Origin of the sequence: Paenibacillus sp. GCM10012306, assembly GCF_042649265.1 — a bacterium.
Taxonomy (GTDB): Bacteria; Bacillota; Bacilli; order Paenibacillales; family Paenibacillaceae; genus Paenibacillus_AQ.
The window spans coordinates 242,003-265,560 of record NZ_JBHRYW010000001.1; the positions used below are offsets into that span (position 1 = coordinate 242,003).

20 protein-coding genes are annotated in these 23,558 nt (G+C 48.0%); 14 read left to right on the top strand and 6 right to left on the bottom strand.

Annotation, left to right across the window (positions count from 1 at the left end):
* Positions 1-21 precede the first annotated feature (21 nt).
* The 7 genes from ACFORK_RS01095 to ACFORK_RS01125 all read left to right on the top strand — a co-directional run bounded on the left by ACFORK_RS01095 (position 22) and on the right by ACFORK_RS01125 (position 7,545).
* Complete coding sequence (locus tag ACFORK_RS01095) at positions 22-663, top strand: TetR/AcrR family transcriptional regulator (RefSeq protein WP_379194740.1); 642 nt, start codon at positions 22-24, stop codon at positions 661-663.
* A 280-nt stretch (positions 664-943) separates the two neighbouring features.
* Complete coding sequence (locus ACFORK_RS01100; RefSeq protein WP_379194742.1) at positions 944-1,879, top strand: ABC transporter permease; 936 nt, start codon at positions 944-946, stop codon at positions 1,877-1,879.
* Between the two features lie 13 nt (positions 1,880-1,892).
* Positions 1,893-2,780: a carbohydrate ABC transporter permease gene (locus tag ACFORK_RS01105; RefSeq protein ID WP_379194744.1), complete on the top strand. Its 888-nt coding sequence runs from the start codon at positions 1,893-1,895 to the stop codon at positions 2,778-2,780.
* A gap of 61 nt (positions 2,781-2,841) precedes the next feature.
* Positions 2,842-4,353 (top strand): ABC transporter substrate-binding protein, encoded by a 1,512-nt coding sequence (locus ACFORK_RS01110; protein ID WP_379194746.1) that lies wholly within the window; start codon positions 2,842-2,844, stop codon positions 4,351-4,353.
* 30 nt (positions 4,354-4,383) lie between these two features.
* Positions 4,384-6,219: a glycoside hydrolase family 2 TIM barrel-domain containing protein gene (locus ACFORK_RS01115; RefSeq protein WP_379194748.1), complete on the top strand. Its 1,836-nt coding sequence runs from the start codon at positions 4,384-4,386 to the stop codon at positions 6,217-6,219.
* Complete coding sequence (locus ACFORK_RS01120) at positions 6,176-6,862, top strand: DUF4982 domain-containing protein (RefSeq protein WP_379194750.1); 687 nt, start codon at positions 6,176-6,178, stop codon at positions 6,860-6,862. Before ACFORK_RS01115 ends, ACFORK_RS01120 begins: the two co-directional genes overlap by 44 nt.
* A gap of 368 nt (positions 6,863-7,230) precedes the next feature.
* A complete protein-coding gene (locus tag ACFORK_RS01125) occupies positions 7,231-7,545 on the top strand; it encodes a hypothetical protein (RefSeq protein ID WP_379194752.1) in 315 nt (104 codons plus the stop codon).
* A 701-nt stretch (positions 7,546-8,246) separates the two neighbouring features.
* Here ACFORK_RS01125 and ACFORK_RS01130 read toward each other — a convergent pair.
* Positions 8,247-8,828: an LOG family protein gene (locus ACFORK_RS01130; RefSeq protein ID WP_379194755.1), complete on the bottom strand. Its 582-nt coding sequence runs from the start codon at positions 8,826-8,828 to the stop codon at positions 8,247-8,249.
* A gap of 222 nt (positions 8,829-9,050) precedes the next feature.
* Between ACFORK_RS01130 and ACFORK_RS01135 the strand changes: the two genes are divergently transcribed.
* Positions 9,051-9,863, top strand: a complete 813-nt coding sequence (locus tag ACFORK_RS01135) for an SDR family NAD(P)-dependent oxidoreductase (protein ID WP_379194757.1) — start codon at positions 9,051-9,053, stop codon at positions 9,861-9,863.
* Between the two features lie 79 nt (positions 9,864-9,942).
* Here the strand turns inward: ACFORK_RS01135 and ACFORK_RS01140 are convergent, their stop codons facing one another.
* Positions 9,943-10,518, bottom strand: coding sequence for a TetR/AcrR family transcriptional regulator (locus ACFORK_RS01140; RefSeq protein WP_379195736.1), 576 nt, complete (start codon positions 10,516-10,518; stop codon positions 9,943-9,945).
* Positions 10,519-10,688: 170 nt separating this feature from the next.
* On the opposite strand from ACFORK_RS01140, the gene ACFORK_RS01145 reads away from it, so the two are divergent.
* Positions 10,689-11,006 carry a hypothetical protein gene (locus tag ACFORK_RS01145; protein WP_379194759.1) on the top strand — a complete coding sequence of 106 codons (318 nt, stop codon included), beginning with the start codon at positions 10,689-10,691 and terminating at the stop codon, positions 11,004-11,006.
* Here ACFORK_RS01145 and ACFORK_RS01150 read toward each other — a convergent pair.
* From ACFORK_RS01150 to ACFORK_RS01165, 4 genes are read right to left on the bottom strand one after another with little or no spacing between them, the layout of a single operon-like run.
* The gene (locus ACFORK_RS01150; RefSeq protein ID WP_379194761.1) at positions 11,003-11,500 is read right to left on the bottom strand and encodes a DedA family protein; all 498 of its coding nucleotides are present in this window, start codon (positions 11,498-11,500) and stop codon (positions 11,003-11,005) included. The two genes, ACFORK_RS01145 and ACFORK_RS01150, sit on opposite strands and share 4 nt — an antisense overlap.
* Positions 11,501-11,507: 7 nt before the next feature.
* Entirely contained in the window at positions 11,508-12,032 is a 525-nt protein-coding gene (pssA, locus tag ACFORK_RS01155) for a CDP-diacylglycerol--serine O-phosphatidyltransferase (protein WP_379194763.1), read from the bottom strand.
* A gap of 40 nt (positions 12,033-12,072) precedes the next feature.
* Entirely contained in the window at positions 12,073-13,857 is a 1,785-nt protein-coding gene (locus tag ACFORK_RS01160) for a sensor histidine kinase (RefSeq protein ID WP_379194765.1), read from the bottom strand.
* Positions 13,854-14,534 (bottom strand): response regulator transcription factor, encoded by a 681-nt coding sequence (locus tag ACFORK_RS01165; RefSeq protein WP_379194767.1) that lies wholly within the window; start codon positions 14,532-14,534, stop codon positions 13,854-13,856. The genes ACFORK_RS01160 and ACFORK_RS01165 overlap by 4 nt, the downstream gene beginning before the upstream one ends.
* A 409-nt stretch (positions 14,535-14,943) precedes the next feature.
* On the opposite strand from ACFORK_RS01165, the gene ACFORK_RS01170 reads away from it, so the two are divergent.
* From ACFORK_RS01170 to ACFORK_RS01190, 5 genes are all read left to right on the top strand, one after another.
* Positions 14,944-15,855, top strand: coding sequence for an ABC transporter permease (locus ACFORK_RS01170; protein ID WP_379194769.1), 912 nt, complete (start codon positions 14,944-14,946; stop codon positions 15,853-15,855).
* Between the two features lie 30 nt (positions 15,856-15,885).
* Positions 15,886-16,767, top strand: a complete 882-nt coding sequence (locus ACFORK_RS01175; protein ID WP_379194771.1) for a carbohydrate ABC transporter permease — start codon at positions 15,886-15,888, stop codon at positions 16,765-16,767.
* Between the two features lie 90 nt (positions 16,768-16,857).
* Positions 16,858-18,438, top strand: coding sequence for a DUF3502 domain-containing protein (locus tag ACFORK_RS01180; RefSeq protein ID WP_379194773.1), 1,581 nt, complete (start codon positions 16,858-16,860; stop codon positions 18,436-18,438).
* Between the two features lie 127 nt (positions 18,439-18,565).
* Positions 18,566-20,869, top strand: a complete 2,304-nt coding sequence (locus ACFORK_RS01185; protein WP_379194775.1) for an AraC family transcriptional regulator — start codon at positions 18,566-18,568, stop codon at positions 20,867-20,869.
* A 309-nt stretch (positions 20,870-21,178) separates the two neighbouring features.
* The gene (locus ACFORK_RS01190; RefSeq protein ID WP_379194778.1) at positions 21,179-23,521 is read left to right on the top strand and encodes a glycoside hydrolase family 95 protein; all 2,343 of its coding nucleotides are present in this window, start codon (positions 21,179-21,181) and stop codon (positions 23,519-23,521) included.
* The last annotated feature ends 37 nt before the right edge of the window (positions 23,522-23,558 follow it).

The window sequence follows — 23,558 nt, forward strand, 5'->3', positions numbered from 1 at the left end:
AAATGAATAAGGGGGAGTTTAATGGAACCCAAGTGGAAAGAACAGCTGGAGCTGCATAGAAATCAGCGGCGTGAAGATATTATCCAGCATGCCAAGCAGTTATTCATGGAACGTGGTTTGACTGCGGTTACACTTAAGGATATTGTTGAGGCTTGCGGGATTAGTAAAGTGACCTTATATAAGTATTTCCGCTCTCTGGATGAGATTATTTTCGAGGTGGAAATTGAGATTTTAAGCGCTTGGTTGGAAAAGGTCAATCAGGCGACTCACCAAGGTAATAGTGGCTTTGAAAAGCTGCAATTCTTGCTGGAGGAGCAGATCCTGGACTCAAAGGGAAGTAAGGACGCGATTCGATTCATTGCGATGTTCGATACGCTCTATCAGGAAGAATATCCGACTCCGGAACTTGAAGATCGATACCGGTCGTTTCTACGTAGTGTACCGCATCCTTTTTTATCTACGCTCCAAGATGGGGTGAATGATGGATCGATCCGCCAGGATATAGATGTCAAGGCACTGGGTTACACCATTAGCAATGTCGTGAATGCGACCAAACAGCGGATGCTGCTGCGCGGGAAACTGCTTCACCAGGACCAGGATACAGATCCTGCTATTGTGATGAGACATATGGTGGATATGATCTTGGCTTATGTAAAAGCTTAAGCTAGTACGCGTACGCGCTTAAATCATCGTTTGTGTAAATATAAAGGTGCTATTCCTTTGGGAATAGCGCCTTTTTGTGTCTCGGCAGGCTTGGGATCGCACATTGGAGCGGATGTCATCCGTCCCCGGAATTTTAACAATAGATTTACTTCATGTTGATGATACTGTGACAATTTGATTCTATACTAAGGGTGTTTACTAGTGGTAAACACTTATGTACTACCAGTAAATGGTGGAGGGCGCAATGACAACAATTTGATTTTTAGAAAGGGTAGGCCACATGACAAAATCATCAACTGCAGACAAAAGGAAAAGCAGAGTCAGGAAATCCGGCGTGCTGCTTCTAATGATGCTGCCGGGAATCTTTTACCTTGTAATCAACAATTACTTACCCATGTTTGGAGTGGTCATTGCATTCAAGGACTTCAACTATACCAAGGGCATTTTCGGCAGTGATTGGGTTGGTTTCAAGAACTTTGAATATCTCTTCAAGACATCGGATGCCTTCGTTATTACAAGAAACACGATTCTTTACAATGGTGTCTTTATTATTCTTAATCTATTTATTGCGGTCGGCTTAGCCGTCTTGCTGAACGAGGTGAAGCAGCGCTTCTTATCCCGTTTTTACCAAAGTGTCATTCTGCTCCCGTATCTGATCTCGATGGTGATTATTGGGTACCTGACCTTTGCGGTGTTCAGTATGGACAGCGGACTCCTCAACAAGAGCATTCTGCCGATGTTCGGAATATCCGAAATTTCCTGGTACAGCGAGGCGAAATACTGGCCTTACATTTTGACCTTTGTACACAGCTGGAAGAGTGCAGGTTATCTGTGTGTAATCTATCTGGCTGCAATCATCGGGATTGATCAGGAGTATTACGAGGCTGCCACGATCGATGGGGCGGGCAAATGGAGACAGATCAAGAGCATTACCTTCCCGCTAATCATGCCGGTGGTCACGGTAATGACGTTACTGCAGATCGGGCGCATCTTCTACTCCGACTTTGGCCTGTTCTATCAAGTGCCGCTCAACACGGGAGCCCTGCAATCGACCACGAACGTTATTGACACCTATGTCTATCGCGCACTGATGACACTTGGAGATATCGGAATGTCTTCGGCAGCCGGGCTGTATCAGTCCTTAGTCGGTTTTATGCTCGTCTTTATCTCCAATTATGTGGTGAAGAAATTCAACAAAGACAACGCCTTGTTCTAAAGGAGGGAAAGTATTGAAAACAAGAAATTTGATGTGGCAATGGGGAATCAATAGCATTCTGATGCTGACCGCCTGTGTATGTATCCTTCCTTTTGTCCTGTTATTGACATCTTCTATAACCGATGAGCAGGCCATTTATCAACATGGTTATTCCTTCTTCCCGGAGAAGATCAGCTTTGCTGCTTATGAATACTTGCTAAATGATGCTTCGGGCATCCTGCATGCTTACGGGATCACGATTTTCATTACAGTAGTGGGAACGGCTTGCGGCCTGGTTCTGACAGCTCTGCTGGCCTATCCTTTATCACGGCCCAATTTACCGTTTCGTAACCTGTGGTCATTCTTCGTATTCTTCACGATGTTGTTCAATGGCGGTCTGGTACCGACCTATCTGGTGTATACACAACTGCTTGATATGAAAAATACAATCTGGGCCCTTATCGTGCCAGGACTGCTGATGAATGCCTTCTATGTCATGCTGATGCGTACCTTCTTCGTGACATCGATTCCTGAACCCGTTATTGAGTCGGCCAAAATAGACGGTGCAGGTGAACTTGGTACTTTTATCCGGATTGTGCTACCGCTTTCCCTGCCGATTCTGGCGACCGTTGGATTATTTCAATCGATTAACTACTGGAATGACTGGTTTAACGGAATGATCTACGTTACGGATAGCAGCCTGTTCAGCCTGCAGAACCTGTTGAACCGGATATTGCTGGATATTCAATTTTTGGCGAGCAGCAATTTTGGTAGTAGCCAAGCTGACGTGTCTTCCAATGCGCCAATGGAAACCGTACGGATGGCGATGGCGGTGATCGGTGTCATTCCGATTGTGGTAGCTTATCCATTCTTTCAAAGATTCTTTGTCAAAGGACTTACAGTAGGTGCAGTGAAAGGCTAAGGCTATGTCCAGTATGACACTGGTTAGCATAAATAAGGAAATCAATAGGGAGGCTTCAGGGATGAACAGAAGAGGGAAAAAAGCAGTGTACAGTGTTTTGACGTTGGCTATTTCAGCAACGATGGTGCTATCTGGCTGCAGCACAAAGAAAGCCGGCGGGGAAGGTGCATCAACAGATGGAAAGAATGAAGCTCCTTATGAAGTGACCATGGCTTTCTTCGGCAATGAACAGAAGGACATGCAGGAAGTACAGAGTGAAATGAACAAGCTCATCCAGTCCAAAATCAATGCCACCGTCAAATTGCTGCCCATTGCAGTGAGTAACTGGGCTCAGCAAACGAACCTGATGCTTGCCAGTAATGAAAAGATAGATTTGATGTTCACGTCTTCCTTATTCAATTACAGTACACAAGTGGCTAAAGGGCAATTGACACCACTCGACGACCTGCTGGACAAAGACGGAGAGGGGATCAAAAAAGCGTTGGATCCTTCCCAGCTCTCGGCTTCCAAAGTTGACGGCAAGATCTACGGTGTTACGCCAGTAAGAGATCTTGCCTCTGACTACGGTATCTTGATGCGTAAGGATCTTCTGGACAAATATCATATCGACGCAGCCAATATCAAAAACATTAATGATCTGGACGCGGTCTTCCAGGTGATTAAAGATAAAGAACCGGCGATAGTACCACTGGTGGCCAAGAATCCTGGTACGGCTCCGTTCGACGCGGGATATATCACGTACGACCCTCTCGGTGGAGGGGTAGGGGTTCTGCCGGATTTTGATAACAACATGAAGGTCGTTGACTTCTATGAAACGCCGAAATACGCAGAACAACTGAGCACGTTGCGCAGATGGTACCAGCAAGGATTTATGCTGAAAGACGCGGGGACAAGCAAGCAGGATGGTAGAGAAATGGTGAAGGCGGGCAAGGCCTTCGCTTACTTTTCCAACCTTAAGCCAGGATCCGAAATTGAAGCCTCCCGTAAGAGCGGCAAAGAAATGACAGTAGTTCGCCTTACACCGGCTTATGCTACGACTGATTCCATCACAGGCATTATGTGGTCCATTCCGGTAAATTCGCAGAATCCCGAAAAAGCGATGAAGCTTCTGAACCTGCTGTACTCTGATAAAGAGTTGTACAATCTGTTCACTTGGGGTATTGAAGGCAAGCATTATGTGAAGAAGTCCGACAATGTGATTGATTATCCGCAAGGCGTAGATATTCAGAGCCTGGGCTATAACTTCGGTACGCCGTATCTGTTCGGTAACCAATTCTTGTCCTACACCTGGACAACAGAAGATCCGGATATCTGGAACAAGATGGACAAGTTCAATAGGGGTGCCAAGAAATCCAAGGCGCTGGGCTTCAGCTTCAATGTGGACAATGTAAAAACTGAAATGGCGGCAGTCAATAACGTACTCTCAGAGTTTAGAGTGGGACTGGAGACAGGTACGCTTGACCCGGCAGAAAATTTGCCGAAGTTTATTGAAAAGCTAAAAGCAGCAGGCAGCGACAAGATTATCAGCGAGAAGCAAAAACAGCTTGATGAATGGGCGAAGACTCAGAAATAATGGGTACAGTGCAGAAGGAGTCAAAAGCGTATGCGGACCAGGGAGAATTTTGATACAAACTGGATGTTTCATTTTGGTGAGGTAGGAAAGATCGTGAAGACGGTTAAGAAAGCAGGGATGATAGCTGGCTTGACCAATGCGCTTGAGGAAGAGCGGCATGAGCCTTTCGCTATGGGTGAAGCCGCGCGTATCACCCAGGATGTTATTCGGAAATTAATGGGTGATCCTCATTTTGAAATTTCGCAAATTTACGGATCGGATACACCAGGAGACAAGCATACAGGCTGGGTTAGTGTAGATTTGCCGCATGATTGGAGATTAGAGCAACCCTATAGCCAGGAGGAACATGGAGCAGCGTTTCAGGGATATTTGCCGGGTGGTGTGGGCTATTACCGCAAAGTGTTCCAAATTCCGCAGAAAGACGAAGGTAAGAAAATCGTCATCGAGTTTGACGGTGTCATGCGGGCCAGCTCAGTTTGGGTAAATGGGTGCTTCGTTGGCGATCATCTTAGCGGGTATACCAGCTTCCATTATGACATTACTGATCTGCTGAAATACGGAGAAGCTGAGGGGGATAATGTCATCCTGGTTCGGACGGATACCACCGGCGGAGAGGAAGGCTGGTGGTACGAAGGCGGAGGCATCTATCGTCATGTGTGGTTAACCAAACATGATTATCTCCATGTCGACCGCTGGGGAACCTTTGTCAGAACCGACTGGGTAAAGAATGAGACGGCTGCGATTACAGTGGAAACGACGATAAGTAACGAGTATTCACGGACGATGGATTATCGCATTCGTACAAGTATTTTGGATAGGAACGGCAAGCTGTCCTCTACAACAGAGACGGATTGTACAACAGGTGGACTTGATAAATTAACAACGCTACAATCACTTCAAGTCTCGTATCCGCAGCTCTGGTCACTGAGCACACCACATTTATATGAGGTTGTAACCGAACTGCTACATGAGGGCTGTATCGTCGATACGTACCGGACGGTTACAGGCATACGCACGGTGGAATACCGTCAGGACGGGTTATATCTGAACGGCGAGTACGTACTACTAAAAGGCACTTGCAATCATCAGGATTTCGCAGGTGTAGGCATCGCACTGCCGGATCGTGTACATGAATACAAAATCAAACGGCTGCTGGAAATGGGCTGCAATGCTTATCGCTGTGCCCATCATCCCCCGGCGCCGGAACTGCTGGAGGCCTGTGACAGACTCGGAATGCTGGTCATGAACGAGAACCGTGTGATGGAAAGTACGGAGATCAAGCTTGAGGAATTGAAATCGATGTTGTACCGTGACCGCAATCATCCCAGTATTTTTATGTGGAGTCTCGGCAATGAGGAGAAGATCAGCGGGAGCTATCAAGCCAAGCGAATGCTCAAGCGCATACGGGAGCTGGCTACAAAAATCGATCCTACCCGTCCCCTTACGGTGGCCTGCTTAAGTCAGGATGGAATCGAGATTGATGTGAACGGCGTTAACTATGCTGAGTCTATAAATGGTAACCAATCGATCGGAGAGTGGTTCCATGACCATCCGCAGGCCAAGGTGCTGAATACGGAGAATGTCTCCTTCTTCTCTACGAGAGGGGTCTATGAGGATGATCCAGGGGGCGGGCGCTGCTCCAGCTACGGCTCTAAATATACGATGTCAGGCAAGGAGATGGATGTAGGCAACCTGGGCGGGGCGGGCGGAACGTCGACACCTGAGCAAAGCTGGCGCTACTATCTGGATAACCGTTTTACGGGAGGTTTGTTCATGTGGACAGGATTATCGCGGAGAGACGACACCATTCCAGTGGCCGTCTGTGACATCGCATTTCGGTATCCTCGATTACTGCGGTTTTGCTAAGGATTCTTATTATTTCTATCAATCGATCTGGAAGGATGAGCCCATAGTTCATCTAATGCCGCATTGGAATTGGTCCGAACGGGCGGGACAGCCGGTGGAGGTCCGCGTGTATACCAATTGCAGTGAGGTTGAACTGGTATTGAACGGACAAAGCTTAGGTATTAAGAAAGCGGAAGTGGAAGCAGGAGAACATACATTATCATGGCAGGTCGTCTATGAACCGGGTGTGCTCGAAGCTGTTGCTTACCGGGACGGTATGGAAGTAGCGAGAGAGCGGAAAGAAACTACAACCGAAGCGTATGCTATTCATCTGGAGGCTGACGGGACAGAGCTTATGGCTGACGGTCAAGATGTATCCATAATCACCGTAACAGTAAGAGATACAGCGGGGAGAGTAGTGCCTGTTGCCAATAACCTGATTCAGTTTCAAATTTCAGGGGAGGGCAAGCTGCTGGGGCTGGGGAATGGTGACCCCGGGTGCCATGAATCGGATAAAGGGAATGCCAGGAGCGTGTTCAACGGCTATGCTCTAGCCATCGTACAGTCATTGGATCAGGCAGGAAATATCCAAATTAAAGCGTCGTCGGTAGGCTTAGTGTCGGACGTATTGACCTTAACCTCAATGAATTCATCTGCTATCTAATAGTAATTGAAGAGCACCCCTTAGAATAGACATTGGAATAAACCTTTGGTTTATCTGATAGAGTTCCAGGGGGTGTTTTTGCTTCGTTGATACTAATTGGTGAAATTTTGATGTTCATGAGAATATAAAATAGGAAGGGGGAACTTATGAACAGATTCCTGAATGTACTTATGGTAATACTCATGCTGATGTTTATCTCTGCATGTTCACAAGCCAATTCCAAGTCTGTTTTAGAAGCAGGCGAAATGAGGTCACAGAAAGATTTTATCACCAGTAAAGTGGAATTCTACACTCGAGATCACTTTAGGTTTGTGTAAAAATTCACAATCGACGGTTCGAAAGATCAGTACACGCTCCATTTTACGTTTGTGCCTGAAGTGGGTTCTTCGCCTATTAAAGAGGATATTTATCGCTCGATGGTGGACTATGCCTGGAATGTGAACAACTTCTTCCCGGAAATTAAACGTTATGAATTCCAGGTCCTATGGGATGAGAATGTCAAGAAAGAGGCCGTAGAGGCCATTATGGACGAAGAGGCTGTAAGGAGCCTGAACATTCGCTACCTGGATTTGAAGAATGCTCAATTAGGTGGCAGCGGCGACGTCTCGTATCGGTCGTTCTTCTCCAATCTCACTGAATCGGATGAAGCAAAGCGTTGGGCGGAGAAAGAGACTGAAGTTTAGCATGCACCAATTCGCTAGGAGTTCATAGTTAAGTGGCTACCGCAAAAATAGGTATATTTCTTGATAAGAAGCCTATCTGCTAAAAAATAAAGCGAAAATAGAACATGGCGGTACTCAGGAGGAAGCCTAAGTCCGCTATGTTCTATTAGTGGTCGACGATTCACGGGACGGGTAAACGAAAGCCAGAGCCAGAGTGAAACCCAAACCCAAACCCAAACCCAAACCCAAACCCAAACCCAAACCCAAACCCAAACCCTTAGCCTTCAGGCGTGCAGATCCACTTAAGTCAAAATGGGTGTTGCGAGTATGCAGCGCTTAAATAACTGGAAATACTCCCGTTAATTTTTCGAAAATAGCGTGTTCCAAAAAAATAACAGGAAAAATTCCCGTTGTTCTCTAAGATACCCTTCGATTTTCTGATAAAGGGGAAAAATAACGGGAGAAATTCCCTTTAATCCGGGCAAAACGCTGGAAAGGGGAGAATTAACGGTATATTTTCCTGTTAAATCAGAGCCAAGCCCAGTTCCCAGATCCCAGTTCCCAAGTTAGGATGTGAAGATCTGAGGATCTGAGGATCTGAGGAGCTGCATGGAGTCTGACCAATCCACCATTCTGCGCTACAAGCGACGCACAAAGGTTCAAATCCCTTTTGGGACAACTTCTTCGTCAATAACGTTCACTTGGGACTGCGTGACTGCCGCTTAAGTCCGGTTTTCGGTGAGATAGGTTTTGACCGCCGGTGCATTGTATGCATCGAACTGATCTAGGATTCCCTTGGCCGTAGTATCGACGAGCACCATGGAACGATATTTTTCCTGCATGAATTTCTCGGCAGCGATATGATCAAACATGTTAATCAAAGCGTCATAGTATTGTTCGATGTTTAAGAGCCCCAGTGGCTTCTCGTGAAGTCCAAGCTGCCCCCATGTGAAAATCTCGAAGTATTCTTCCAGCGTACCTGGTCCTCCCGGCAAAGCAATGAAGCCATCAGCGAGTTCGGCCATCTTTGCTTTGCGTTCATGCATCGAATCGACAACAATTAGCTCCGTTAAGTGATTGTGGGCAATTTCCCGGGTCTGCAGAAAATGTGGCAGAACGCCGACAACCTTCCCGCCTTTCTCTAATACTGCATCCGCTACGGCTCCCATCAGTCCTACACTGGCTCCACCGTAGATCAGGGTAATGTTACGCTCTGCGAGTTCATGTCCCAATTTCTGCGCGCCTTCTCTATAGACTGGAGAAGCACCTTCACTCGATCCGCAAAACACAGCTACACTTTTCATCGTAACCTCTCTCCTTCGAATGCTTTTTATAGGTATCCTACCATACGTATGTTCGCGTGTGAAGAGAACAGAGCCGTCGGTAGGAATGTTACCCTTCGGGGCCAGATGAATTGCGTTTGACTTTAATAGTCGTCCTATCTATAATTAAAAATATGAACGGTCTGTCTTTTATTTTAAAAACAAGTGTTACAACATATCATAAAGCATAAGGAGAGGTTAAGAATGAGCAGAGTATGGTTTATTACAGGAACGTCGACAGGGTTTGGGCGCAAGTTTGTGGAGCAATTGCTGAATACAGGCGATAAAATCGTCGCTACCGCACGGAATATTGATTCCATCGTCGACTTGAAGGAGAAATCCCCCGAGAATGTCCATATTGCCAAACTGGATGTCACGAAGAAGGACGAGATTGAAGCTGCTGTTCAAGAGGCTATAGACAGATTCGGCAGAATTGATATTGTTGTCAATAACGCCGGTTACGGTTTGTTCGGCATGTTGGAGGAGTACACGGATGAGCAGATCAGAGATCAGTTTGATGTGAACGTGTTCGGTATGTTGGATGTTATCCGGGCAACCCTTCCGGTTTTCAAAAAGCAAAATTCGGGGCATTATGTGAATATTTCTTCTATTTTTGGCGTATGGGCCGTACCTACTTACAGCATCTATGCGGCATCGAAATTTGCAGTCGAGGGTTTCTCCAAGGCGATGGCTGCCGAGCTGGCTATGTTCGGAATCAAGACAACGATTGTGGAGCCGGGAGTGTTCTTGACGGAATTTATGGGATCTTCCCAAAAACAAAGCAAATCCACCGACGAATACGCACCGGTGTATGACGCCTTCAACAAGAGCTATGACGCCTTGAAAAAAGGCGATCAAGGTAAAGCGGTAGAATCCATTATTGCTATGATCAACAGTGAGAATCCACCCCTGCATTTCCCGGTGGGTTCTATGGCATCTTATAGTATTCGGGATGAGCTGGGCAAAAGAATCGAGGAAGTCGTGGCGTGGGAAAAGGTATCGTTGATGGCGGAGTAAGCCTTGCCACGGTCGTGCTATCAGCACAAGAGCCCTTACGGTTGAAACCGTAAGGGCTCTTTTTATTGACAACAAATGTTTATTTCAACGCCTCATCTACATAACGAGTGACCTGATCCTTAATCATTTGCAACGGAGAGAATGGCAAAAGCTTGTTCATGAGCAGTCCACCCTCGATCAACGAGAGAATGACGATGGCTGTATCACGGGGATTGGCATCTGCTCTGAATTCCCCCTGATTCATACCGGTGTTGATAATATCTACTAAAAGGTCCAGTAGTCTCTCCATCGCCTCTTGTGCATGCTGGAACAGGGGAGGGGAGACAGCCTCGGCTTCCACAGCGGCATTGGCAATAGGGCAGCCACCTGGGAAATCAAGGTCGAGATAAATCTCGACAAAAGCGTTCAGCTTGCCTGCTGTTGTTGATGCCGAGGCGATGGCTGGCTCCATTCGTTCATTAATCAGTGTGCAGTTGTATTTGAACGACTCGATCATCAGATCTTCTTTGTCTCTAAAATGATTATAGAGTCCGCCCTTTTGCAGTCCGGTAGCTTCAGTAACCTCGGCAAGGGAAGTGGACAAGTACCCGCGCTGATTCAGTAGCAGGGAAGTTTTTTCGATAACAAATTGCTTGGTTTTCTCACCTTTACGAATAACAAACGCCTCCTTTCAAGCCGATAGCTTCCTTTTATTCTAAGGATAAATAGAGCTACCTGTCAATAAAAGACGGACTGTTCGTTTTCTTTTTCGTACCAGGGGAGGTGAACACCAGAACCCACAACAGACACCAAATTGTTCAGAAGAAATAGGAGGTTGGAAGTGAATTGAATATAAATGGGGAAAAATTCAATAATTTTATGGCAAAACCTTATGCAGGGCTGTGTTTGGGGGTATTCATATGTTTGATTCCTTCAACACTATATAAAGGCTTTGGAGTAACTGTATCCACCAGTGTTGAATTATTAAGTGAGGGTATCGGAGGCATACTTTTGGTATATGCAGTAATTATGATACTTGTAAGGAAATATAAATCATTTTCAAGCAGTGGTTCATTTCAACAATCAAATTGCCGGCCTGTATCTCTTTACAGAGTATTTGACCGGCAACTCAGAGCTTTCTACTTGCAGTTTCTTTTGTGTTAAACGCCAAACGACATATTCGCCCCCATATAATAACCGATAGAGGTGAATATCAGAACCCACACCATCGACCCCAGGCTTGCGGTGAGGAAATATTTTCGAAAGGGCATGGCACTAATTCCGGAGATGTAGCTAGTAGCATGTCTCAACCCTGGAATGAAGTACCCGAGCAGGATTGTCCAGAGACCAAACTTTGCGAACCAGCGCTTCACGATCTCAAATCGTTTGGCCGTTAGGCCGATCCACTTGCCATGCTTGTCAACCAGTGGCTGCCCCAGCTTTTTGCCCAAGGTATAACTAGTGACCATACCAGTGATTGCCCCAGTGAAACAGACTAGCACGGAGATCGAGAAATCAAGCACCATTACAGAACACAGATAGCCTACGAATAGCATTAGAATTTCATCGGGAACCGGAATACCTATAATTCCGAGCGCCAGCAGCGCAAAAATCGCGAAATATCCATATTGGGTGATCATATCCATAATCCATGCCATGCTGTAATCACTTCCTGGCGTAAGTTTTTTTAAAGGATGGAAATGGAATTCTGCTTATCATCAGAACAGACAGCAGGCCCATCACAAGCAGTGTCATTTCAGGCTTCAACCGGTCACCTAGTAAAGCTGTAAGTGACAGGATCACGCCAGCAGCGGTAATGGGCAGACCGACGAACCCTTTGACGGGAACGCTTATATTAAATCTTGCCAACCGGAGCGCCCCGCATACCAGGAATACAACCGCAGCGAGGGGACCGAGCCACATGGAATCCTCCAGCTTGTACAGCAAGATCAGAAATACCGGGGCAATTCCGAAGGAGACGATATCTGCGAGTGAGTCCAACTGTTTGCCAAAATCACTGGGACAATGCAGCAGCCGAGCCAGCAAACCATCCAGCACATCACATATCGCGGCCACCATCACCAGTGCGAATGCGACCATATATTGTTCACGAATGGTAAAAAATAATGATAATGCCCCTGCCCCCAAGTTGATTACAGTACATGCTGAGGGTAACCAAATCCATTTCATGTTTATTTTCACGCCTTTCGTTTTAAAAAAAAGATAATAATTAATGATCAAAGGTAATGACGATTCTTACGCCACTCCCTGTGTTCTCCGCTACATACTGGCAGCCGTGCAGATCCAGAATCCGCTTGACGATGGCAAGCCCAAGTCCCGTCCCGCCAGTCTGGCGACTACGCGAAGGCTCTGCCCGGAAAAACCGCTCCCAGATATGCTCCAATTGATGCTCCGGGATTTGCTCGCCCGTATTCTCTATGGAGAAAATAGAGGAGCCTTCCAAGCCCTTGATTCCGATTGTAATCGTACTGCCTTCCACCGCATGCCGGATCGCATTGGTAACCAGGTTGGATACTACCTGTTCCATCCACCTCAAATCCCCATACAGCGGGAGCTCATTGGAAGGGATGATTACAGCTTCAAGATTTTTTTGCTTCAATAAATAGACCAGCTTCCCCATCACATCTTCTACCAGCTCGCTGAGCATATAGGTTGTTTTGCGGAGCTTAAGGGTGTCAGATTGCAAGGTAGCTAGATTCAGCATGTCTTGAACAAGCATTTCCATCTTGTCCGATTCCTCGATAATGACGCCGATGTAGTGATCCTGCTTGCCAGCGCTCACCCCGTCCTGCAACCCTTCCGCGAAGCCCTTGATAATGCTGATGGGGGTCTTCAGCTCATGTGATGCATTGGCGAAGAATTCCTGTTGGGCGATCTCCATTTTTTGTTTTTCTGTCATATCATTCACTAGCTGCTGATTGGCTTCTTGAAGCTCCCTAAGCGCGCTGTCCAGCTTGCGGGAGAGGGTGTGCATGCTGGTTGAAAGACTGCCCAATTCGTCATTTTGCCGGATCGGCTCGTGAACGCTGAAGTCAAGATTGACCATTCGTTTCGCCGCATTGTTAATCGAGATGAGCGGACGGGTCACAATTTTAGAGAAGAAGAGAGAGAGGAACAGAATCAGAATGAAGCCGCCAATGCCGAGATAGACATAGAACCACTGCAGAGCCTGATTCGTCTCACTAACCTCCTGAAGTGAAGTCACTGTGAACAACAGATCAATGTCGCCATTCTTCATCTTCACAGGGTAGATGATGACGGAACTGCGGACCCCGGTCCAGGGCTCTGTCCATTCGTCTTGCTGAACCTCCAGGTTTTTCAGCTTCTCAAGTATGGTTGGATTCAGAGGGAACCACTCCTCCATAGCAGATAGCATCAGAACCTGACGGGGGTTCCATGTCTTCAGATCAGGGAGCACAATTTCTGTAACTGTGCCCGTGATGGTCTCTGCTTTCCCAATCTCTGCTTCCTCGGTTAGCGTTTGTGCAGGAGGTTCTCCGACCACCGCTTCGCCTTGCTTGTGAATGTTGATCGGATAAAGCACATGTATCTGCGATTCTTCAACGACATCGTTCTCACCTAAGACGGTTAGATGGTCGCCCAGCTGAATCCGAGCATCCTTCAGCTCGGTGCCATACATATTCATAAAAAGGGACAGGTTGATCGTAACCAGCTGCCCGTTTTCTTTTTTCAACGTGATATGAAAGGGGTCGCCCAGCTTCACTTTGCCTTCCAGGGTCAGAATGGCCAGCTGGCTTTTGTTCTGAATGATGAACTTGGCCGTATCCTTGGAAATTTGACTCATGCTCCGATTCTCTAGGGAGGCGTAGTTTGCGGCGTAGGCCTTCAAATGATTTTCTACCCGGGAGATTTTCTGGTTCTCGTAGAAGCCTTCGAAGAACAGCATTTGGCTAAGGATCACCATGCCGTAGAAGCACAGGAAAAAAACAACGGTCATGATAAACAGCTTATAGGTGACGCCACGTTTCTTCATTCTTCCTCCTCGAACTTATAGCCGGTACCGATTACAGTACGGATATGACGTGATTCCGTTCCGAGCTTGCTCCGCAATTTTTTGATATGGGTATCTACCACACGTGAATCGCCTTCAAAATCCAAGCCCCAGATCCGGTCAAGCACGGTATCGCGCGAGATAACAATCCCTTTGTTTTTGATTAAATAAAGAAGCAACTCATACTCCTTGGGGGCCAGTTCGACTTCCACCTGGTTCACTTCCAGCCGACGGGCCATCGTATTCAGCACCGCGCTGCCAAACGTTAAGAGTGATGGCTGAGCTTTGGAAAGACCCTCGACTCTTTTCATCAGCACATTCGCCCGGGCTACGAGCACCTTGGGACTAAACGGCTTGGTAACATAATCGTCGGCGCCCAGTTCAAAGCCCAGTATTTTGTCATCCTCGCCTGATTTGGCCGTCAGCAGAATAATCGGCACCTCTGAGCGGCTGCGCACCTGACGGCATACTTCCCAACCGTCGATTTTCGGCATCATGATATCCAGGATCAGGAGGTCCGGCTGTAGATCATCGAAGCAGAGCAAGGCTTCCTGACCGTCACCAGCTTCGTAGACTTCCCAATCACTTTGTATGAAATAGTCGGCAATGACTTCACGAATACGGATTTCATCCTCAACGAGAAGCACTTTTTTATTCATGTAATCCCTCTTTTAATTCAGCTTGGAAAAAAGTATAACCTGCGGGTATGTCCTTCATGTGTCCATGAGGACACCGTGAGCAATTTGGGGGAGAAGCGGGGGAAGTCATTTTAAACATCATTAAATGAAGTGAAAAATACATCCTTGAGTATCGCCTTCGCCTTTTTGAGACCACTGGGGCTAAGCTGTCCTAGCATTCTTAAGTAGGATTGTCCCAGTATAACAATAATAAGATCGCCTATAAAGTTTCGGGGAAACAACACGAAAAAGCAATAAAATCATAGCAATTGATGGCTCTATATCGTAGAAATGTTAACAAAATCACAGTAATCGAAAGTTTAAAATGGGTTATGGCTGTGATAGCATTCCATTTGTAAGCGGATTCACGAAATGTAGAGGGGGTTCCACTTTGCTCAAAGAACTGAATAAACATAAGGTCCTGTATTTGATGACCTTGCCTGCGATGCTACTGCTGCTGGTATTCAGTTATTTTCCGATGGTCGGCATCATTATCGCATTCAAAGATTTCAATTTAAGCACGGGGATATTTCGCAGCTCCTGGGCCCATCCGATCTATGAGAATTTCCAATACTTCTTCACTTCCTCCAATTGGGTTCGGGTGACCCGGAATACGATTCTACTGAATTTATTATTCATCGCACTGGGTACCTTCCTTAATGTGGCGCTGGCGATCCTCTTTAATGAGATCCGGTCGGTCTGGTTCAAGCGGGTGTCTCAATCGCTAACGCTGCTTCCGTACTTTATCTCATGGATTGTGGTGGGCGTGTTCGCTTACAATATCCTGAGCTATGAGCACGGAATGTTGAGCGAGCTACTGGTGAGGTGGGGCTTTGATAAGATTGACTGGTATTCGCGTCCGATGGCTTGGCCTTTTATAATCGCCATAATTTTTATATGGAAAAGTATCGGCTATAACAGCATCATCTACCTGGCTACCCTGATGGGGATTGACAACACACTGTATGAATCGGCCCGGATTGATGGGGCTACGAAGTTCAGGCAGATCATTCATATTACCATTCCGATGCTGCGTCCAACCATTATTGTGCTGACACTGCTTGGCATCGGCCATATTATGAACTCAGATTTTGGAATGTTCTACTCCCTTGTCGGCGATAACTCGCAGATCTATTCTACGGTGGATGTCATCGACACCTTTGTCTTCCGCAGTCTGAAGGGGGCTGGGGATATGGGGATGGCTGCAGCGGCGAACTTCTATCAGTCGGTACTGGCCTTCGTGCTTGTCTATGTCAGCAACAGACTGGCCCGCAAGTATGAAAGCGACGCAGCGCTCTTTTAAAAAAATGAGGTGCATAATGGAGGTACTTGCATGAAAATCAGCACATCCTTTTCCTGGGGCCAAGCGGTTCTAAATCTGATCGTCACGCTGATTGCCCTGTTCTGTGTCATCCCGTTCGTCATTATTCTATCCAGCTCTATGACCCGGGAAATGGACATTCTCACCAGCGGGTATAATCTGTTTCCGAAGAATTTCGACTTTGCGGCATACCAGTATTTGTTCCAGCGGATGAGTGTGATCCTGAATGGCTACAAGGTCACGAGTCTGGTCACGGTGATTGGTACCATCGCCAGTCTGGCGATTACCGCCATGATTGCTTACCCAATGTCGCTGCGCAGGTTGAAATACCGTAATTTTATCTCTGGTTACGTGTTGCTCACAATGCTCTTCAGCGGTGGCATGGTTCCATGGTATATCATCTGCGTCAAATATCTACATCTTCATAACAATATGGCCGCATTGATTCTACCGTCGATGGTTAACGGCTTCAATGTGTTCCTGATGCGCAGCTACTTCTCCTCGATCCCGGAGGAAATGCATGAATCAGCCAAAATCGACGGCTCAGGAGAGTTCCGAACGTTGATCTCCATCATTGTGCCATTATCTACACCGGTGTTTGCCTCTGTCGGCTTGTTTATCGCTCTGGGCTACTGGAATGATTGGTGGCTGGGGCTGATGCTGATCGACAAGATAGAGCTGCAGCCGCTGCAGCTGCTCTTACGGACCATTATCTCGAATGTGGATTATCTGGCCAATTCCAGCGTGCTGGCAACGACTGCTGACCAGATGATGCCGCGCGAAAGTATCAAGATGGCTGCCACGATGATTACGATTGGTCCGATTATTTTTCTGTACCCGTTCCTCCAGAAGTATTTCGTTAAAGGATTGATGTTGGGGGCAATTAAAGGGTGAGACATTCACAGATTTGGCGGGTTGATGAAGGCTTGAACGGCAATACTGCCGCTGAGCATATTCACAAAATTGTTAATAGGGGGAACGTCAATGGTCAAAGGGAAGAGAACGGCTGCGCTGGGACTGACGGTGCTGCTGGCAGGAGGGCTGCTCGCGGGCTGCGGCGGCGGTGACAAAGAGAATGCAAGCACCCCAAGCAAAACAGAAGGTACAAAGACAAGCGAAGGACAAAAGGCAGAGCTGAAGCCTGTTACGCTGCGCTTTTATTTCCCGGGAGATAAGCCGCAGGCGACCGATGAGGTATGGTCGTATGTGTCGGAGCTGACCAAGGATACTTTGAATGCCAAGTTCGAGATTAATTTTGTCAACTGGAATGACTATAAGGATAAAATGAAGCTGCTTCAGGCATCTGGCGATAATTATGATCTTAATTTTGATGCGAACTGGAATGATTTCCCTAATGCTATGAATCGTGGTTCTTATCTGGATATCACAGATCTACTGCCAAAATATGCACCCAAGCTGACCGAAACTTACAATAAACAGAATCTACTGGACCCGATCCGGGTCAAGGGCCGGGTGTACGGGGCGCCTTGGACACTGAAGAAAAGCATCAAGCCGATTGTCTGGTACCGGGGTGATCTGGCGAAAAAAGGCGGCTACATGAAAGACAAGGTAGAAACGGTGGAAGAGCTGGATGAGTATCTCCATGCTGCCAAAAAGGCTTCACCGCAAATTCTGCCCATCTCCTGGCGGCCGGATAGCTGGTACAGTGATGTCGCCCAGGTGTTCCTGCAGAAATATGAATACGAGAACCTGAATTCTATGGGTCTAGTCGTCAAGATTGATGATCCCGAGCACAAGGTCATTCCGTGGGAGCAGACTGAAGCCTTCAAGGAACTCGTAACCTATGCGAAAAAGTGGAACGAGGATGGCCTGATTCCGCGCAACCTTCTGGCGACCAAAGGAACGGAAGGCGACTTCTCGGCCGGAACACTGAGCTCTGCTATCAACCAGATTGACGGTGGGATTCTGGAGAACCCTAATACGTTCAAGCCGTCCGTGGAAGCGGAAGGAGCTGTGAAGACTTGGTCGGAATTCTATCCAGACAAGAAATGGGTTATTGCTTCACCGCTGGATAATATTGTAGCGATCAATAAGAATGCAGCCAACCCGGAGCGGGTGCTCATGTTCCTGGAGGAGCTGTCCACGAATCAGAAGGTGTATGATGCTGTGATTTATGGCATTTTGGATAAGACCTACAAGCTGGATGGCGATAACGTGAAGTATATGGATGGGCAAGGTAACGGCCAGCCAACCAACTATCTTGATTGGCCGGGACAGTGGGGCTTCTGGCGCAAGGAATTCCAGAAGTATGACGAGCAGCATACACCAAAATACTATGAGACTTACGATGCCTTCATTAATCGTCCGAACCAGATTACGTCGACGGTCAAATACTTCGTGCCTGACCAGACAGCGATCAAGACCGAGGCAGCAAAGCGGGAGCAGCTGCGCAGTGAACTGGGCAATCTGCTGATGTGCGGAATCAACATCAAGGACGTGGATAAAGATGTTGCCAATTTTATCGCCAAGGAGAAGGATGCCGGAACCGACAAGATTGTGGCTGAGGTCCAAAAACAACTGGATGAATTCCTCGCAGCAAACTAGGTTGACTTAATCTTATTGTATCCAAATGACCATCGCGGGTGGCGATATTCATTGCCATTCGCGATCCTTTTCGTCTATACTGGAGTCCAATATATGAAAGCGCTTAAAGAGAGAGAGGGAGCTATCGGTGGCAAAGCTCAGGCGGGATTCACTGTTTGTCCGGATGCTGTTATCCTTCACAGCATTGACGATGATTCTTGTCGTTACGATGACCCTTGTTTTTTCCAACCTGTACTCCAAGACGCTCTTTAATCAGCTATCACGGGAACAAATCAAGGGACTCGAAACTTTAAGCGGAAATATCGACAATCTCTTCCGGGAGATGGATCAGATCTTTCTGAATTTGGAGATCAATGACAACATCAATTACTTCCTAGCGTTAAGCAGCAGCGATGCCTTAACGAGTAACCAAGCCCGCATCCAGATCCGCAATATTCGCCAAATCAATCCCTACATCCACTCCATTTTTGTTTACAACTCAACGATCAAAGAATTCATTTGCGAGGGAGAGCTTGGCTTTGATGCCGCAGGCTTCTTAAAGCAGGGCTCCACATACCGCAAAAGTGTGGGCAGCAATCGGACCGTTTATTTAACCCGGCTGGTTCCGTCCGGTAATAAGCAAGACTTTTTGACCAATAAGAAGGATTACACGATCAGTATCGAATATACGAACCTTAACATCAATGGTGAACAGCAGACGGTGATCATTAATTTAGACGAGAATTTGTTTATTCATGATTACCTGGCGAATTCAGGCAATGAACTGCTGATTGCTGACACTCAGGGAACGCTGCTCGCACATACAGACCCGGAGAAGATTGGCGGGGATATCAAGGACACCTCTGCTTTTGCCAATGTGTTGCAACAATCTGACTCCAAGGGCAACCTCTCCGACAAGGAGGGAGGGTCACGATCGCTCATCGCTTTTGTGCAAAATCAAAGCACTGGCTGGTATATCTTGAGCAAGGCACCCTATTCCACGCTGGTCAAGCCTATTCAGGATAAACGCAATGGCTTTCTGGTCGTCTGTACGAGTGTGCTCCTGATGTGCCTTGCTGCTATTTTTCTAATTTCCAAGAGGCTCTACATCCCAGTGGAGAAGTTGACGGAATTGTTCAAACGCTCCCCGTTCCAGGTGGAGGGTGGAAATACCGGCGATATCTCTTTTATTCAATCGGTGTATACAGAAACGCTGCTGCATATGCGTTCGCTGGAAAACGAGAATCGGAGCAATCAGCGGATTGTGAAGGAGACTTATTTGCGTAGCTTACTGACCGATGGGGGAAACGACGAACGAGCAGACGTTCAAGGGGGCGATTACGGACTTGGGGTTTGTCTGGATACGTTCCGTCTGTGCCTGTTCAGGATCGATGCCTATTCACAGTTAGATGGAAAGGAAGCAGCCCTGTTCGAATCGCTGCTGTTCGAGAGCATCAGTCAACGGCTGCATAACGATTACCCTTATGAGGCTGTAAGGATGCCCAAGGGAGAAATCGCTGTTTTGCTTAATGAGAGCGAGGGAGGAACGGAAGGCTTCGAGGATCTGCTGGATCTATTGGAGAGTATTCAACGGTTTATTGCTTCGCATGGGATTACGGTCAGTATCGGACTTAGCGATGTACGGCAGGATCGGGATTGCACGCTGGCCTATGCTCAGGGTCTAGAGATGCTTCAGCAGCGGTTTGTGCTAGGATACGGACGGATTATCCACCAGGCAGAGGTCGAAGAGATGCTTACACGCAGTTACGGACTTCCGGCGGAGATGGAGAAGAAGCTGATCTCTTGTATTTCTATGAACGACAGAGCTGGGTTCCAGGAGAGTTTGGCGGGTGCAGCCTATGTGCTAAAAGGATTCGTATACTCTGACGCGATTCAGGCACTGTTCCATCTCTTTCTGGTCTGCATCACCCAGATGAATCAGACCATTAACGACGAGAACAAACGTCTTGGCGTGCTGTATGGGGAATTGAATCTGATCTTTACTGAGATGGAGACGCTGGAGCAGGCCATGGATTGGCTGCTTAGACAATTCGATCATTACAGTAGCAGCCTGGACAGTATCAAGCAATTGAAGGAGAACAAGTTCTACCGCAAGGTCGAAGAGATTATGCAATTCATCCAGCTGAACTATAACGACAATAACTTGAGTGTTGAGGTTCTGGCCGAGCGGGCCGGCTATACGCCTAATTATTTATCAAAGATTTTCAAAGAGGTCACAGGGATCAATTCCAGTGAGTATATCCGCAAGGTCCGCATAGACAAGGCCAAGGAACTGCTGCGTAGCGATGAGTACCGGGTGGGCGATGTGGCCGAACTGTGCGGTTATACCAACAGCAGCCACTTTTATTCCGCCTTCAAGAAGCAGGTGGGTCTGACACCTTCGGCATATCGTGAGCTGTCGCTGCAGGAGAATTCGCCTGCTACTGGTTAGGGAGGATGGATATTTTTTTGTATATAGACTGAGTTGAAGAATTTAACATAAGGGGAACGGAATGGAGGAGAATTTTGGAACTGTAGGAGCGAAGAGTCTGCCTGAAAGCTTTCCGCAGGAAAGCTGGCATCGAAAGCATAGGCTGTCTCCAGATTTTATCCGCGAATAGTGGTACAATCCCAAGAAATCTGGAGATAACAGCGGCCGGAAGTCCAAACATTCTCTGCAATGACGACTTTACCCCATTTGATAATCCTAAGTTCAATCTATACTTGAAAAAATAGAGCAATGCGAGAGGAGAATCTTCACATGAGTTCAGCTTCACAGGTAATAGGGAACGGTTGCCAACGGTTATGGTTTACCTCCCCGGCTGACCGATGGGAGAACGCCATTCCTGTAGGTAATGGCCGGCTTGGAGCGATGATTTATGGTGATCCGCTGGAGGAAAGGATCGCGCTGAATGAAGACAGTCTGTGGTACGGTGGTCCGCGGAATCGCAATAATCCGGATGCCAAGGCTAATCTGGAGGAGATCCGGGGGCTATTGCTGCGGGGCGAGGTAGAAAAAGCGCAGGAGCTGGCTGTGCTAGCCTTGTCGGGTGTTCCTGAAAGCCAGCGCCATTACGTTCCGCTGGGAGAACTGGCGCTGGCGTTTGAACATGGCAGAGAAATCACGGACTATTCACGTCAATTGAATTTGGACCATGGAATCGCAAGTGTACGTTATGAAGCGGATGGTGTGAGTTATGAGCGGGAGCTCTTCGTCAGCCATCCCGATCAGGTGTTGGTGATGCGCATCACGGCTAATGTGCCGGGAGCAGTGAGCTTCAAAGCCCGGTTAAAGCGGGGAAGTAACAATCGCTACTATGACGAGCTTGTTCAAGCCGATGATCAAACGCTGGTCATGCGGGGAAACGAGGGCGGCGCAGGTGGTGTGGATTTCCGCACCGTGCTGTGTGTAAAAGCCGAGGGTGGAGGTAAGGCGGCTATTATTGGAGAACATGTCGTAGTTGAGCAGGCAGACTGTGTGATCCTGTACCTGACGGCGGCAACCTCCTATCGCTACCCCCAACCGGAGCTGCAAGCTTTGAAGACTGCGGATCAGGCAGGGGGAATGGAATATGCCGCACTAAGGGAACGACATACGCTGGACATGGAGTCCGTGATGGGACGGGTGTCGATCCGGCTTGGAGCAGCGGTGGAAGGGAGCTCATTGCAGGGGGATGACCTGCCAACGGATGCCCGCCTGGAGCGTATCCGCAGCGGTGAAGAGGACTTGGGCCTAATCGCGCTCTATTACCAATTCGGGCGCTACCTACTAGTAGCTTCCAGTAGACCCGGCTCCTTGCCGACTACGCTGCAAGGGATCTGGAATGAGCAGTTTCTGCCTCCATGGGACAGCAAATATACGATCAATATCAACACCCAGATGAATTACTGGATTGCAGAATCAGGTAATCTGGCGGATTGCCATGAACCTCTGTTCGATATGATTGAGCGCATGCGGGAGCCGGGCAGAGTAACGGCCCGGGATATGTATGGCTGCAAAGGCTTTGCAGCTCATCACAATACGGATCTTTGGGGCGATACGGCGCCGCAGGATCTGTATATTCCGGCAACTTACTGGGTGATGGGCGCGGCCTGGCTGTCCTTACATTTGTGGGAGCATTACCAATTCGGCAGGGACGCTGCCTTCCTGGAACGTATATACCTGATTCTTAAAGAGGCAGCCGAGTTCTTCGAAGACTATTTGACGGAGCTGCCAGACGGGCGTATGGTTACCGTGCCATCGGTCTCCCCGGAGAATACATATCTGCTGCCGGATGGCAGGGCGGGAATTCTCTGTGTGGGCCCATCGATGGACAGCCAGATTCTGCATGAGTTGTTCAGCGCTTGCATCGAGGCAGCGAACATTCTGGAGGTTGATGACGCTTTCGCCGGGCGGCTGCATACGCTGCGCGAACGACTGCCACAGCCGGAGATCGGCAGATATGGACAACTGCAGGAATGGCTGGAGGATTATGAAGAGGCCGAGCCGGGTCATCGGCATATCTCGCATCTGTTCGCGCTGCATCCCGGTACCCGTTTCTCCGAAAGTGAAACGCCGGAATGGATGAAGGCGGCGCGAGTGACGCTGGAGCGGCGGCTGGCGCACGGCGGGGGTCACACCGGCTGGAGCCGGGCCTGGATTATCAATCTCTGGGCTAGGCTTGCGGATGGAGAGAAGGCGTGGGAGAATGTCCAGGCACTGCTGGCTCATTCCACGCTACCGAACCTGCTCGACAATCATCCGCCTTTCCAAATTGATGGGAATTTTGGCGGCGCAGCCGGGATTTCTGAAATGCTGCTGCAAAGCCATAACAGAGAGCTGCATCTGCTTCCGGCACTTCCGAAGGCATGGGCCGAGGGTGAGGTGCGAGGATTGCGGGCGAGAGGCGGCTATGACGTGGATATGGTCTGGAGTCGGGGAACGCTGGATCAGGCAGTCATTCATGCCCGGAGCGATGGGGAGTGCACGCTGCGTGTATCTGGTGCTGGCGATCTGGAAATCGCCTGCAACGGACAGCCGGTAGACGTTACGCGGGACGAAAATGGTTCTGTGAGCTGGACAGCAACGGTAGGCTCAAGCTACGTAGTTCTTCCAAGACATTAGCACTTAGAGTATTATACCTTCAACGTAAAATAGGCGG

What these genes read in the sequence shown, in the direction of transcription:
- ACFORK_RS01165 (WP_379194767.1), bottom strand. Translation starts at nt 14,534, where the DNA reads ATGAATAAAAAAGTGCTTCTCGTTGAGGATGAAATCCGTATTCGTGAA.
- ACFORK_RS01135 (WP_379194757.1), top strand. Translation starts at nt 9,051, where the DNA reads ATGAGCAGAGTATGGTTTATTACAGGAACGTCGACAGGGTTTGGGCGC.
- ACFORK_RS01115 (WP_379194748.1), top strand. Translation starts at nt 4,384, where the DNA reads ATGCGGACCAGGGAGAATTTTGATACAAACTGGATGTTTCATTTTGGT.
- pssA (WP_379194763.1), bottom strand. Translation starts at nt 12,032, where the DNA reads ATGAAATGGATTTGGTTACCCTCAGCATGTACTGTAATCAACTTGGGG.
- ACFORK_RS01100 (WP_379194742.1), top strand. Translation starts at nt 944, where the DNA reads ATGACAAAATCATCAACTGCAGACAAAAGGAAAAGCAGAGTCAGGAAA.
- ACFORK_RS01180 (WP_379194773.1), top strand. Translation starts at nt 16,858, where the DNA reads ATGGTCAAAGGGAAGAGAACGGCTGCGCTGGGACTGACGGTGCTGCTG.
- ACFORK_RS01150 (WP_379194761.1), bottom strand. Translation starts at nt 11,500, where the DNA reads ATGGCATGGATTATGGATATGATCACCCAATATGGATATTTCGCGATT.
- ACFORK_RS01160 (WP_379194765.1), bottom strand. Translation starts at nt 13,857, where the DNA reads ATGAAGAAACGTGGCGTCACCTATAAGCTGTTTATCATGACCGTTGTT.
- ACFORK_RS01130 (WP_379194755.1), bottom strand. Translation starts at nt 8,828, where the DNA reads ATGAAAAGTGTAGCTGTGTTTTGCGGATCGAGTGAAGGTGCTTCTCCA.
- ACFORK_RS01095 (WP_379194740.1), top strand. Translation starts at nt 22, where the DNA reads ATGGAACCCAAGTGGAAAGAACAGCTGGAGCTGCATAGAAATCAGCGG.
- ACFORK_RS01175 (WP_379194771.1), top strand. Translation starts at nt 15,886, where the DNA reads ATGAAAATCAGCACATCCTTTTCCTGGGGCCAAGCGGTTCTAAATCTG.
- ACFORK_RS01190 (WP_379194778.1), top strand. Translation starts at nt 21,179, where the DNA reads ATGAGTTCAGCTTCACAGGTAATAGGGAACGGTTGCCAACGGTTATGG.
- ACFORK_RS01110 (WP_379194746.1), top strand. Translation starts at nt 2,842, where the DNA reads ATGAACAGAAGAGGGAAAAAAGCAGTGTACAGTGTTTTGACGTTGGCT.